Annotated in this window: 11 protein-coding genes; 5 read left to right on the forward strand and 6 right to left on the reverse strand. The window is 66.3% G+C overall.

Features of this window, described 5'->3' with window-relative positions; all coding sequences use genetic code 11:
* Positions 1-114 precede the first annotated feature (114 nt).
* From ABLE91_RS16180 to exbB, 3 genes are read right to left on the reverse strand one after another with little or no spacing between them, the layout of a single operon-like run.
* Positions 115-954, reverse strand: a complete 840-nt coding sequence (locus tag ABLE91_RS16180) for an energy transducer TonB (protein ID WP_348932993.1) — start codon at positions 952-954, stop codon at positions 115-117.
* 5 nt (positions 955-959) lie between these two features.
* Positions 960-1,421, reverse strand: coding sequence for a TonB system transport protein ExbD (gene exbD, locus ABLE91_RS16185; protein ID WP_348932280.1), 462 nt, complete (start codon positions 1,419-1,421; stop codon positions 960-962).
* A 3-nt stretch (positions 1,422-1,424) separates the two neighbouring features.
* On the reverse strand, positions 1,425-2,513 hold the full coding sequence (gene exbB / locus ABLE91_RS16190; protein WP_348932282.1) for a tonB-system energizer ExbB: 1,089 nt from the start codon (positions 2,511-2,513) through the stop codon (positions 1,425-1,427).
* A 267-nt stretch (positions 2,514-2,780) separates the two neighbouring features.
* Here exbB and ABLE91_RS16195 point away from each other — a divergent pair, with 267 nt between their 5' ends.
* The 3 genes from ABLE91_RS16195 to rimO all read left to right on the forward strand — a co-directional run bounded on the left by ABLE91_RS16195 (position 2,781) and on the right by rimO (position 6,883).
* Complete coding sequence (locus tag ABLE91_RS16195; protein WP_348932284.1) at positions 2,781-3,200, forward strand: DUF2946 domain-containing protein; 420 nt, start codon at positions 2,781-2,783, stop codon at positions 3,198-3,200.
* An 81-nt stretch (positions 3,201-3,281) separates the two neighbouring features.
* Positions 3,282-5,372, forward strand: a complete 2,091-nt coding sequence (locus ABLE91_RS16200) for a TonB-dependent receptor family protein (protein ID WP_348932285.1) — start codon at positions 3,282-3,284, stop codon at positions 5,370-5,372.
* A gap of 146 nt (positions 5,373-5,518) precedes the next feature.
* Positions 5,519-6,883 (forward strand): 30S ribosomal protein S12 methylthiotransferase RimO, encoded by a 1,365-nt coding sequence (gene rimO, locus ABLE91_RS16205; protein ID WP_510181959.1) that lies wholly within the window; start codon positions 5,519-5,521, stop codon positions 6,881-6,883.
* A 246-nt stretch (positions 6,884-7,129) separates the two neighbouring features.
* Here rimO and ABLE91_RS16210 read toward each other — a convergent pair whose 3' ends face one another.
* Both ABLE91_RS16210 and rpoZ read right to left on the reverse strand, forming a co-directional pair.
* Positions 7,130-10,738 carry an autotransporter outer membrane beta-barrel domain-containing protein gene (locus ABLE91_RS16210; RefSeq protein ID WP_348932286.1) on the reverse strand — a complete coding sequence of 1,203 codons (3,609 nt, stop codon included), beginning with the start codon at positions 10,736-10,738 and terminating at the stop codon, positions 7,130-7,132.
* Positions 10,739-11,075: 337 nt separating this feature from the next.
* Positions 11,076-11,465 (reverse strand): DNA-directed RNA polymerase subunit omega, encoded by a 390-nt coding sequence (gene rpoZ, locus ABLE91_RS16215; RefSeq protein ID WP_348932288.1) that lies wholly within the window; start codon positions 11,463-11,465, stop codon positions 11,076-11,078.
* 201 nt (positions 11,466-11,666) lie between these two features.
* On the opposite strand from rpoZ, the gene ABLE91_RS16220 reads away from it, so the two are divergent.
* Together ABLE91_RS16220 and ABLE91_RS16225 are read left to right on the forward strand one after the other, a co-directional pair.
* Positions 11,667-12,266: a LabA-like NYN domain-containing protein gene (locus ABLE91_RS16220; protein WP_348932291.1), complete on the forward strand. Its 600-nt coding sequence runs from the start codon at positions 11,667-11,669 to the stop codon at positions 12,264-12,266.
* 3 nt (positions 12,267-12,269) lie between these two features.
* Positions 12,270-12,899, forward strand: a complete 630-nt coding sequence (locus ABLE91_RS16225; protein WP_348932292.1) for a uracil-DNA glycosylase — start codon at positions 12,270-12,272, stop codon at positions 12,897-12,899.
* Here the strand turns inward: ABLE91_RS16225 and ABLE91_RS16230 are convergent.
* Positions 12,887-13,450: a peroxiredoxin gene (locus ABLE91_RS16230; RefSeq protein ID WP_348932295.1), complete on the reverse strand. Its 564-nt coding sequence runs from the start codon at positions 13,448-13,450 to the stop codon at positions 12,887-12,889. The genes ABLE91_RS16225 and ABLE91_RS16230 overlap by 13 nt on opposite strands.
* Positions 13,451-13,462: the final 12 nt, after the last annotated feature.

A 13,462-nucleotide genomic window follows, 5' to 3' on the forward strand; every position in this document is an offset into this window, starting at 1 on the left:
ACACAGCGAACCGAGGCGGCTCACGCGTCACTTTAAGTGAAGTAAAATTTATTAACCTAAACAATGACTTAAATCCGACACTTCACGCAATGTCGGCCGCCTTTGATGGCACCCTCACTTGGCGCTGAAATTCACCGGCACGGTCAGGGTGATCACGCCGCCCGCCACTTCCGGCGGCGGCGCGGGCACCGGCGAGGCGCGGCGGATCAGGTCCAGCACCTCGGCATCCAGCGCCGGTGAGCCGGCCGAGCCCGCAAGACTCGCCCCCACGACACGCCCGGAGCGGTCGATGGAGAAGCGCAGGCGCGCCGTCCCCTCCTCGCGCCGTGCCCGTGCCTCGGCCGGGTAGCGCTTGTGGCGGTTGAGGTGCGCGACCAGCATGCTGCGCCAGGTAGCAGGCGCGGCGGAATTCGAGGCGGACGCCCCTGAATTGGGCGCAGCGGTGGCATTGGAGGGCGCGGCATCCGAGCGCGGGGCGGCGCTGGTGGTGGGCGCCGCCGGCTTGCGGCTTGCCTTCGGCTTGGGCTTCGGCTTCTCCACCGGCTTGGGCGGCGGCGGCTCCTTCACCTCTTCCACCGGGCGCGGCGGGGGCAGGAGGGCCTCGGCCAGCGGCGGGGGCGGCGGCAGCTCCGGCAGTTCGAGAAGAGGATCGACGATGGGCTCGGGCGGCGGGGTCGCCTCCTCCAGCTCCTCCGGCGTGTCCATGGGATCGGGCGCCTGAACCATTTGCGGGCCGGGCGCCACATCCTCGGTCTCGGAGGGCGGCGCCACGGGCAGCGGCGCAAGATCGATCATCATGGCCGCGGCCGCCGGCTCGCTTTCCGCCGCATAGGGCCAGTGCAGCGAGAGATAGACCGCGCCCACATGCAGAGCGAGGATCACCACGCCGGCCATCAGCCAGCGCGTGGCATAATTCCCATGGCCGCCATGGTGCGGCTCGTGATGCCAGTCCACCGCGCTCAACGGGCGGCTCCGGGCGCAGGGGCAGCGGGGGCTGACTGGCCGGGCGTGCCCTCCAGACCCACCAGGGCGACCTTCAGGTAGCCGGAATTGCGCAGGAGGTTCATCACCTCCATCACGTCGCCATAGGACACCGCCTTGTCGGCGCGCACGAAGATGCGCTGCTGGCGGTCATTGTTGGTGGCGGCGTCCAGCACCCGGCCGATGCCATCGCGCGGCACGGGGTCGTTGCCGAGCGAAAGCTCCAGCGCCGTGTTGACGCTGAGGAACACCGGCTTGTCCGGCCGCTGCTGCTGCTGCGCCGTGGAGGTGGGCAGCTCCACCTGGATGTCCACGGTGGCGAGCGGCGCCGCCACCATGAAGATGATGAGCAGAACGAGGATCACGTCGATGAAGGGCGTGACGTTGATCTCATGATTCTCGGAGAGGTCTTCCCCGCCGTGGTCGAGGTGGGCGGCCATGTCCTACTCCGCCGCAGCCCGCAGGCGGCCGCTGGGGGCCGTCGCCTCGCGGTCGAGATCGCGAGACAGGTGTCGCATGACCTCGGCGGACGCGTCGGCCAGCGACGCCTTGTAGTTGGCGATGGCGCGGGCGAACACGTTGTAGATGATCACCGCCGGGATGGCGGCCACGAGGCCGATGGCGGTGGCGAGCAGCGCCTCGGCGATGCCAGGGGCGACGACCGCGAGGTTCGTGGTGTTCGCCTTCGAGATGCCGATGAAGCTGTTCATGATGCCCCACACCGTGCCGAACAGGCCGACGAACGGGGCGGTGGAGCCGATGGTGGCGAGCAGGCCGGTGCCCAGCACCATGCGCCGGGCGGCGTGCGCCTCGATCCGGTTCAGGGCAACGGCGACGCGCTCCTTGATGCCCTCGGCCGGCAAAGCACGGGAGACTTCCACTTCGGCCAGCGCGGCGCGCACCACGGCGCCGGCGGCGCCGCCTTCCTTGCCCGGCACGGCCTTCGCGGAGGCGAGGAGGCTCGGCGCAAGGCGCAGGATCTTGAGGGTGCGGCGCACGGCCCGGTTCGCGGCGATCAGCTCAAAGGTCTTCACCAGCCAGACGGTCCAGGTGACCACGGAGGCGAAGGCGAGGCCCAGCATCACCGCCTTCACCACGAGGTCCGCCGCCATGAACATGCCCCAGGGGGACAGATCGTGGGGCAGGACGCCGTTGGCGGCGGGCGGCAGGGCCTCGGGCAGGGCCGGAGCCGCGCTCGCGGGAGCGGCGGCGTTCGCGGGATCAGAGGGGTTCGCAGGGGCGGAAGGAGCCGCAGCGGCCGGAACGGGCGCCGGCACAGCTGCGGGCTGCACTGCCGGAGGCGGCGTCGTCGCCGTGGGCGCCGGTGAGAAGGACGGGGCGGACACGGCCGGAGCGGGCGCCGGGGCTGGCCTCGCAGCAGCGGGCGCGGGCGGAGCGGGAGACGCTGCGGCCGGTGCCGGATGGGCCGGCACGGCTGCGGGCTGTTGCGCGAGCGCAGCCCCGCCCATGGCGAGCGCCGCCACGAGCACCAGGGCAGAATGGGAAAGCCTACGGACGCATACCGGAGGCATGCCCAAAGATTCGCGTATCGTCATCGCGCTTCACCGGCGTCAAATATGGGAGCTGGCTTGGCTGGCGATCCGCGGGGCGGAATGGCTGGCTGACCCGCTTATTACGCCCAAGAGGGCGCCGCGTTAAGTCTTTTTGCAGTGCACGAGACAACGCGCCGCCGTGACGCAGCGACAATCAGCACTTGCGCACGCACGTTGCCGCTTGCTGCGAAGCTGCGCAATATGTAGCCGGGATACGCCTGTGCCGCAGGCCGGAGCTGGGGACTGATGACGGAGATGGCCGCGAAGCGGAAACGGGGAGTTGCGCGTTCAGACGCGCCGCGCCGCCTGTTGCCGGCCGGCTTCCGCCTCACCGGCTGGCTCCTCTCCTACCTTCTTCTGGTCAACCTGATTCTCGGCGGCGTCGCGGCCGGGGTCATGGCCGCGCCCATGGGCGATGGCGGGCTGCTCTGCACCACCCATGTGGATGGCGGACAGCCCGACGGCGGCGCCTCGGACGACCACGCGCCCCATTGCGTGCTCTGCCCGCTCAGCGGCGCGACGCCGCTGGTGCCCGAGCCTGCCGCCTTCACCGCCCCCCTCGCCGCGCCTCATGTGGCCGAGGCCCCGGCGGTCACGCTCCCCGCGCCGCCGGCCCCGGCGGTCCATGAAAGCGCCCGCCCCCGCGCCCCACCCGTTCCCGCCTGAAGCTTTTCGCCGCTGCCCCGGCAGCACGCTTCATCCGGCTCGATCGCCGCTCCCGTGCGGGCGCGATCGCGGGACATTTCCATGCCTTTGCGTCATTTCACGCCGCAGACGCGGCCTCTCGCCTGTCTATTGCTCGCCACCACCGCCCTCGCCTGCCCCCTCTCCGCTCATGCGCAGGAGGCCAGCGTCGATCTTCCCACCATCTCCGTCAGCGACGGCCAGGGGGGAAGCATCACCGTCCGCTCCGTCGCTGAAGCGCGTGCGGCGCTGGACCTGATCCCCGGCGGCGTCGCTTTGGTGACCGCCCAGCAGTGGCAGAACACACCTGCCACCACCATCAAGGACATGCTGGACTACGTGCCCGGGGTGTTCGTCCAGCCGAAATGGGGCGAGGACACGCGCCTCTCCATCCGCGGCTCGGGCATCTCGCGCAGCGCCCATCTGCGGGGCGTCCTGCTTTACCAGGACGGCATCCCGCTCTCCTCCGTGGACGGCGGCGGCGACTTCCAGGAGATCGACCCCACCGCCTACCAATATGTGGAGGTGTTCAAGGGCGCCAACGGCTACCAGTACGGCGCGAACGCGCTGGGCGGCGCCATCAATTTCGTCACCCCCACCGGCCGCAGCAATCCCGGCGCCGGCATCAGGCTCGATGCCGGCAGCTTCGGCTTTGCCCGCTTCCAGGCCAATGTGGGCGGGGTGAACGGCGCCTTCGACGGCTACATCACCGGCTCCTACCTTTCGCAGGACGGCTTCCGAAACCATTCCTCCGGCACCAACACACGCGGCAGCGGCAATTTCGGCTGGCAGCCCACCGAGAACGTGGAGACGCGTTTCTATTTCAATGCCACCGACGTGCAGCAGGACATTCCCGGCTCCGTCTCGAAATATGTGGCGCTCCATTCCCCCCAGAGCGCCAACCCCACCAATGTGGCCCTCGACTATGAGCGGGACATCCAGGCCATCCGGGTGGCCAACAAGACCAGCTTCCTGATCTCCGACACCACGAAACTGGACGTGGGCGTGTTCTATACGGACAAGTCCCTGTTCCACCCCATCTTCCAGGTGCTGGATTACGGCTACCAGGAATATGGCGCCTTCACCCGCCTCGTGGACGAGCGGAGCATCGGCGGCTTCAAGAACCGTCTCGTCATGGGCGTGAACTACGGCACCGGCACGGTGGATGCGCAGCGCTACACCAACGTCTTCGGCAACCCGGCCCAGCTCGTCTACATGTCCAATGACGAGGCAACGACCACCACTTTCTATGCCGAGGACAATTTCTACGTCCTGCCGGACTTCGCCTTGGTGGGTGCGTTCCAGTATCTCGATGCCAGCCTCGGCCGCGTCGCCTATCTCGGCACGACATCCGGCGGCAACGACTATCAGCTCTTCCTTCCCAAGGGCGGCTTCGTCTGGGAGCTGGGGCCGGACTCCCAGCTCTACGGCAACGTCTCCCGCTCCGGCGAGGCGCCAACCTTCTCCGAGCTGACCAATTTCGCGGTGGGCGACATCGCCAACCTCAAGGCGCAGACCGCGACCACGGTGGAGATGGGCTCGCGGGGCCGCAGCCCCACCTTCAACTGGGACGTCTCGCTCTATCGCTCCTGGGTCGAGAACGAATTGCAGTGCCAGGATACCGGCGTGCTGATGGGGCTCACCTGCACGGTGGTGAACCTCTCCAACACCATCCATCAGGGCATGGAAGTGGGCGCCAACTGGTCCATGTTCCAGGGCCTCTTCACCCACGGCCCGGCACAGGACAGCGTGTGGCTGAACCTCGCCTACACCTATAACGACTTCTATTTCGACAACGACCCGGTCTGGGGCAACAACCAGCTTCCCGGCATCCCGCGGCATTATCTGCGGGCGGAGATGCTCTACAAGCATCCCAGCGGCTTCTATGCCGGGCCGAACGTGGAATGGGTGCCCGTCGCCTATTATGTGGACGACGCCAACACGCTGAACTCCTCGCCCTATGCCCTGTTGAACTTCAAGGCGGGCTACGAGCCGCCGGGCGGGCGCTTCTCGGTCTATGTGGACGCCCGCAACCTCTTCAACGTGAACTATATCGCCAGCGCCAGCGTGACCGCTCTGGCCGCGCCGAACCAGGCCTTGTTCGAGCCGGGCAACGGGCGGGCGGTGTATGTCGGCACGAAGATGACTTTCTGAACCTGAGCGGCGGTCTCTCTCCCGCCCCTGCAGCGGAGTGCGCCTCGCGCGCTCTCCGCATTTTGATGCGCCGCGGCCCCCAAATGCCGTCGCGGGATTGACGCGGGCGCACTCCTCCCTTAACCGCTCTAGTCTTATCAACATGAATGGCTTCAGCCCGCCTCATGGCCGAACTCGCGCCCAAAGCCGCGTCGAAGGATGCACCCCGTATTTCGTTCGTCTCCCTCGGCTGCCCCAAGGCGCTGGTGGACAGCGAGCGCATCATCACGCGCCTGCGGGCGGAGGGGTACGAGCTGTCGCGCAACCATGACGGCGCCGACCTCGTCATCGTCAACACCTGCGGCTTCCTCGACAGCGCCAAGGCGGAAAGCTTAGCGGCCATCGGCGATGCGCTGGCGGAAAACGGCAAGGTGGTGGTCACCGGCTGCATGGGCGCCGAGCCCGAGCAGATCCGGCAGGTGCATCCCGGCGTGCTCGCCGTCACCGGCCCGCAGCAATATGAGAGCGTGCTTGCCGCCGTCCACGAGGCGGTGCCGCCGCAGCACGATCCCTTCCTTGATCTGGTGCCCGAGCACGGCATCAAGCTCACCCCGCGCCACTATGCCTATCTGAAGATTTCCGAAGGCTGCAACAATCGCTGCACCTTCTGCATCATCCCGAAGCTCCGCGGCGACCTCGTCAGCCGCCCGCTCGCGGACGTGATGCGCGAGGCCGAGCGGCTGGTGAACGCAGGGGTCAAGGAACTCCTGGTGATTTCCCAGGACACCTCGGCCTATGGCGTCGACATCAAATATGCCGCCAGCACATGGCGGGAGAAGGAGCGCCAAGCCCGCTTCTACGACCTCGCCGAGGCCCTGGGCGAGCTCGGCGCCTGGATCCGGCTGCACTATGTCTATCCCTACCCGCACGTGGACCGGGTGATGGAGCTGATGTCGGCCGGCAAGGTGCTGCCCTATCTCGACATCCCCTTCCAGCATGCGAGCCCGGACGTGCTGCGCCGTATGAAGCGTCCGGCCTCCCAGGAAAAGACCCTGGCGCGCGTCCAGGCATGGCGGGCGGCCGTGCCGGACCTGACGCTGCGCTCCACCTTCATCGTCGGCTTCCCCGGCGAGACCGAGGCGGAGTTCCAGGAGCTTCTCTCCTTCCTCGAAGAGGCGGAGCTGGACCGGGTCGGCTGCTTCAAGTTCGAGCCGGTGGCCGGCGCGCCCGCCAACGACATCGCCCTCCCCGTCCCGGACGAGGTGAAGGCCGAGCGCTATGACCGCTTCATGCGCACCCAGCAGGCCATCTCGGCGCGCCGCCTGAAGAAGAAGGTGGGCACGCGCCAGCAGGTGATCATCGACAGCGTGACGCCGACCGGCGCCATCGGCCGCACCAAGGGCGACGCACCGGAGATCGACGGGCGCGTGCACGTGGCTTCGCGCCGTCCGCTGCGCGTGGGCGAGATCGCCAGCGTGAAGATCGACGGGGCGGATGCCTACGATTTGCGGGGAACGGCCGTCGGGTTCTGAGCCGGCGCGCCACACGTCCTTCCGCCCTTTAGCCGTCATGCCCGGGCTTTGACCCGGGCATCTCACCGGCGGGCCATAGTCCCCTCTCCCGCTTGCGGGGGAGGGTTAGGGAGGGGGCATCTCAAGCAGAGTTAAGCTGGGAATCTGGGAGGGCGCGGCATTTCCCCCTCCCCAGCCCTCCCCCGCAAGCGGGAGAGGGAGCGCGCAGCACCCGGAACAAGCGTGCGCGGTCGGCTGTCAGAGACATCAAAACGCCCAGAGGACGCTGCCCTTCACGGCATTTTCCGTCACGTCCGACGAGATCTGCCCGCTATAGCTGACGCCCACGCTGAGGTTCTGGCTCACCTGGGCGGACAGGCCCGCCGCGGCGATCAGCGCGTCCGAGGCAAGCGGGGCACCATAGATGGTGAAGGGCGAGGCGCCAGCCGTGAAGGCGAGCGTGCTTGCGGGCGTGAGATCGCCGAAGTCGTGCTGCCAGCCGAGCGTTCCCGTCAGCGTCACCGGCATCGCGCCTGCCGCCACGGTCATGGCGCCGCGCACGCCAAGCGTGGTGGAGAGCGTGTCGAAATCGCTCCCCGTGCCCGTGAGCGCCGCCGCGCCCACGCCTTCCGAGAAGCCATCGGTGGACAGCGCCACATAGGACAGGCCTGCAAAGGGCTCGATGCCGACCGGAACCCCAAACCCGGAGAAGAGGAAACCGTATCCCACCTCGCCGAACGCCTGCGCCGTGTCGCCGTCATAGCCCGCGCTGTAGGACTGGACGAGATTGGGAAGGGCCACGGTGCGCTGGGACGACATGTCGTGCCAGGAATAAGCGGCGCCGAACCTCAGATTGAACGCGCCGAAGCTGCGGCCGGCATAGAGCGCGAGATCGTAATTGTCGGATTCGCCGCTCGAAGTGGCGCTGTTGAGATCGTATTGCGACTGGCTGAAGCCCGCCGCAAGTCCCACCCGCCAGTCCGCCATCAGGGTATCGAGGCCCATGATGAAGCCTCCGATGGAGCTGGAAGTGCCCGAGGCGTTGAAGTTGCCGTCATTGGCGCCCCAGCCGGCATAAGCCTGTCCCCACAAGGTCGCGCCGCTGATGCCCGGCATGTCCACGGCCTTCGGCCCGGCACCCGCCGGCGCGCTGGCCGTCCCCTGGAGGAGGCGGCCCGTCACCGCGTTGCGGACATAGGCCGACTGCTGCTGGAGCACGCTCTGGGCCGAGGCGTAGACGTCACCGTCGAGCTGCGCAAAAGCGACGGGTGCTCCGGTGGCGGTGACGCCGGCAAGCGCGGCGGCGAGAGGCGTCGTGCTGGACAATTGATCGGCGGCCGCCGCCACCGCCATCTGGTTGGGCGTGATGGCGAAGGCGGCGAACGGCACCGGGCTGCGCGCCAGACCAATGCTGACGCCATTGTTGGTGGAAACCTCGATCGCCAGGAAGGGATAGAGGGACGAGGTGGTGCCGAAATGCACGGGGTCGAGCACGAAGCTGCCCACCACCCCGCCGCCGGCGGTCATCAGGGTGTAGCTGGAGCCGAGGGTGGGGTTGAAGCCCGGCAGCGCCAGGACCTGGAGTGTCGCCCCGTCGCTCGCCAGCACGCCCGTGGCCGACAAGAGATCGCTAGTGCCGTTGGGCCCGATCTCCGCCGTATAGACCGCGGTCGAGGCCAGCGAAACATTGCCGTTCACCTGGATGGTGCCAATGGAGTGGCCGGGCGAGACACGGCCGGAGGAGACGAGGTCCCCTTTGATGATGCCGTTGCCGATGAGCAGTGCGCGGTTCGTCACCGTGCCGGTGACGGTGCCGTCATTGGAGAACGTGCCGGTATTGAGGACATCGCCCTGGATCTGGCCGGTGCTTTGCGCGTTCGCGCTGTTGCTGAACGCACCGACGACGACGCCGGAAGTGAAGAAGGTAGAGGAATTGACCACCCCGCCTTCGATCCGCCCGGCATTCTGCGCGGTGGCCGTGTTGGTGAGACCGCCCGTCAGGGTGCCACCGTTCGCGAAGCTGCCGGAGTTGACGGCGCCGCCCTGGATCAGGCCGATATTCTGCGCGTTGGCGGTGTTGGTGAGGGTGCCCGCCAGGGTTCCGGTGTTGGCGAATGTCCCGCCGTTCACCACGTTGCCCTGGATCTGCCCGCCATTTTGAACACTGCCGCTATTGGAAAGGGGCCCGGCCAGGGTTCCGCTATTGGTGAGCGTCCCGGAATTCTGCACCCCGCCGGTCTGCGTGCCGCTATTGGTGAAGACGCCGGAATTGATGACGCTGCCTTGAATCTGGCCGGTGCTCTGCACGGTGGCGCTGTTGGTGAGCGTGCCCGTCAGGGTCCCGTCATTGCCAAAAAATCCGGTGTTGCTGAAATTGCCGGACAGAACGCCGCTGGCGCTGTTGGCGAAGCTGCCGGAATTGACCACGCTCCCCTGGATCTGGCCGGTATTCTGCACGCTTCCGCTGGACGTGAGCGCGCCAATCATGGTGCCCGAATTCGCGAACATGCCGGCATTGGTGACGGCGCCCGTCAGGGTGCCGCTGTTCGCAAGGCTCGTCTGGGCGGAGACCTGGATGTTTGCAGCGGTGGCGCCGCCGAGGGAGAGGCCGCCGCTGGAGACCAGGATGCCCGACGGCAGGGTCACATTGCCGGTGAACATGACGGTGCCCGGCCCGCCGATATTGAGGGCGCCATTGCCCGTCACATCGCCGGCGAACAGCGCGGCATCCGGCGTCAGGAGCGTCGTCGCGTCGGCCACGAAGACCGGGATGTCGGAGGAGAAGCCGCTGTTAAGGGCGACCGTCCCGGTCACCGCCAGGGAGGCGTTGAAGACGATGCTGTCTTCCATCCCCGGCGCCGGCTGGAAGCCCACATAGCCCCCCGCCGCATCATAGAAATACGTGAAGCCGGCGAAGGCGTGGACGCCGGTGTTCACCTCGCCCGGCACTGTATTCACGCGGCTATACCAGGGCGCGAGCTCGCTGTTGCCGGCGTCGCCCTCCACGTAGGAGTAGCGGATCTGGTTCGGGTTGCCGGCCGCGCCAAGCACAATGGTGAAGGCGGTGCCGGAGGGCGCGCACGTAAAGGCGGAGTCCTCCGGGCACGTGACCGGCCTCACCTGCCCGCCGAATGTCGACCAGAGATAGGACAGGCCGGAATCCAACAGCATGGTGTTGTTGACGGTCACTTGCTGCTGGTTGACATAGAACTGGCCGGGCAGCGTCTGCCAGTCCCCGGGGATGGCGGTGCTGGGCTGAAGCTTCACATAAGCGAAACCGCTGCCCGCATTCTCCTTCGTCAGACCCGCGACGATGCCGTCCGCCGTAATCATGTAGCCGGCGCGTATGGTGGGGTTCGCACCGGTCATCCCGGCAATGTTCAGGAGGGGATTAAGGCTCGGGCTCGGCGTGAACGAATCGCCCTTCCCGGAACGCCCATAGCCGACGCCCAGCTGATAGATGCACCCGCGGCCGGTGACTTCTCTGGAGCATTCGACGGTGTCGCCGGTTTTAGCATAGTAGGCTGATTGCTCAATGAATACAGGGACTTGCGCCGTGGGCAGCACACCATTCACCGGGATGCCGTCGGTGAAGGTGACGGCCATGGTCGCCCAGCTTCCCATGGCGTAGTTGTTGCTGGACGAAAAGCTCAGCTTCTCAAGCTGGCTCGGGGGCACGTAATGGGGCACCATATAGGATGGAACCACCATCCCCACGGAGCCCGTATCCACCTGGAACGGCGCGATGAGATGCCCTTGCGTGCCTGGAAGCCCGACGGCCAGATCGAGCCACATGCTCGTGGATCCGGAGCTATAGTCCGGCCCTTTTCCCGCCGCGAATGGGATGGTGTAGGAGAGCGAATAATTGTCATACATGCTCCAGCTCTGCGCGAACGCGGCTGGAGAGGACAGGATCAGGATAGCAGCCAGCGCCGGCCGAAGGTGCGTGCCGACCTGAAATTGACCTCGCACGCGCGAAATGGACTGGACACAAGAAATCATGGAAAGCCCCCGCTTCAGGGCTTTTCTAACATGGAGCTCCGGCCTCGCCAACATGCGGAGGCGACACAACAATCCCCCGCCGAGCAGGCGGCCAAGCCCACACCTGGCGGCACCTTGGCCATGGCAGCGGCAAAATAAAAGCGCGGCTGAATCGTTCAGCCGCGCTTTTATTTAACATCGGAAAGGAAGCTCGGCGAAGCGCGCCGAAAGCTCAGCCCTCGTCGTCGTCCGAATGCTCGGGCGGGACCAGGCCCTGGAGGCCGGCGAGGAGCTCTTCCTCGGTCATGCGATCCATGACGATATCCGCATCGTCCACCGAGCTCTGCTCGCTGGATGCGATCATGGGAACGGTCTCGGGCTCCGGCTCGTCCACCTCGGTGTACTTCTGGAGCGAGTGGATCAGGTCTTCCTTCAGATCCTCGGGGCTGACCGTCTCGTCAGCGATCTCGCGCAGGGCGACCACGGGGTTCTTGTCGTTGTCGCGGTCGACCGTGATCGGAGAACCGGACGAAATCATGCGGGCGCGATGGCCGGCGAGGAGAACCAGCTCGAAGCGGTTGTCCACCTTGTCGATGCAGTCCTCAACGGTAACACGGGCCATGGACTCGGCACTCCCTCGAGCAGGGTGGTTGTGACGGTAATTTCGGAAGCCGGCCTTACTACCTCAAAAAACATCGCGTGGCAAGCCGGAATTTCTTCTTTTCTCTTGCACTTTGTATAGGAAAATAGGAGAAAGGCGCGCCGGGGGCGGCACTTTAAAGTCTTTCCACAAGAAAGACAGCTTCCAGTTGCGGGCCTGTGAATGATCGGAAATGAAAAAATTGCGCTCCTCATAGATGGCGCAAATCTCTACTCTGCGACTAAAGCACTAGGATTTGATATCGACTACAAGAGATTGCTGAAGGAATTCCAGTCTCGAGGATATCTTCTTCGTGCTTTCTATTACACCACCTTGATCGAAGACCAGGAATATTCGTCCATTCGGCCCCTGCTCGATTGGCTCGATTATAACGGTTATTCGGTCGTGACCAAGCTTGCGCGCGAATTCACCGACGCGCAGGGACGCCGTCGCGTGCGGGGCAATATGGACATCGAAATTGCGGTCGATGCCATGGAGCTCGCAGGCCACGTGGACCACATCGTGCTGTTCTCCGGCGACGGCGACTTCCGCTCGCTTGTGGAGGCACTCCAGCGCAAAGGCATGCGCGTCAGTGTTGTATCCACCATTGCCACGCAGCCGCCGCTGATCGCGGACGATTTGCGCCGGCAGGCGGATATCTTCATCGACCTCGTCGAGCTGCAGCCCAAGATCGGACGCGACCCGTCCGAGCGCCAGGGCCGCATGCAGGAGACGCCCCGCTTCCTGGAGCGGCGCGGAGGTCCTGAAGGCAGCGAGCCCTGAGGCGTGGAGCACGAACCCGGGCATGACTGCCCGCTTTGCCCTCGCTTAGCCGATTTCCGCGACGCCTGGCGCGCCGCGGAGCCGGGCTGGTTCAACGCACCCGTGGCGGGCTTCGGCCCGCACGGGGCACGGCTGCTTATTGTCGGTCTCGCGCCGGGCCTGCGCGGCGCGAACCGCACCGGCCGCCCCTTCACCGGGGATTATGCCGGCGACCTGCTCTATGCGACGCTAGGCGAATACGGCTTCGCCACCGGCAGTTATGAGGCGCGCCCGGACGACGGGCTGACGCTCAATGACGCGCGCATCGTCAACGCCGTGCGGTGCGTGCCGCCGGAGAACAAGCCGACGCCTCTGGAAATCCGCACCTGCCGCGCCTTCCTCGCCTCGGCCATTGCGGCCATGCCGAACCTGAAGGCTGTCGTGACGCTGGGCAAGATCGCTCACGATTCCACCGTGGCAGCGCTGGGCGCCCGGCCCGCCCATGTCCGCTTCGGCCATGGCGCGCGGGCCGCCATCGGCCATCTCGAACTGTTCTCCAGCTATCACTGCTCGCGCTACAACACCAATACGGGCGTGCTCACGCCGGACATGTTCCGCGCCGTCTTCTCCGCGGTGCGCGCCTATCTGGGGTGACGCTGGCAGAAGCTCAGCACATCGGCCGCGTTCTGGTTCGGCGGGAAGACCGGATAGAAGACGTGGCCGATGGCCCCGTCCTCGATGATCAGCGTGATCCGCTTCAGCAGCGTCATGCCCCCCGCCTCGAAGGTGGGCAGGTTGATGGCCCGGGTGAAGTCCAGCGTATGGTCTGACAGCAGCGGGAACGGCAAATGCAGCCGCTCGGCCACTTCGCGCTGATAGTCCGTATTCTGCGTGGAAAGACCGAAGACGTGGGTGACGCCGCTGGCGGTGAGGTCCGCATGGTGGTCGCGGAACGCACAGGATTGCGGCGTGCAGCCCCGCGCGCCGGGGATCTCATCCCACCCGTCGGGATTGGGTGCACCGGGCTCGCCGGTGCGGGGATAGCAATAGACCACCACCCGCCCGGACAGGGATGAAAGGTCCACCACATGCCCGTGGGTGCCCTGGAGCCGCACGATGGGCAGTTCCAGGCCCGGCAGATGGTCCGCGCCGCCATCGTCCTCGGGCACCGGCAGGTTGTCGGGAAGCTGGGTCCAATCGCTCACGGTCTTCCAATC

Origin of the sequence: Aquabacter albus (assembly GCF_040049275.1) — a bacterium.
GTDB lineage: Bacteria > Pseudomonadota > Alphaproteobacteria > Rhizobiales > Xanthobacteraceae > Aquabacter.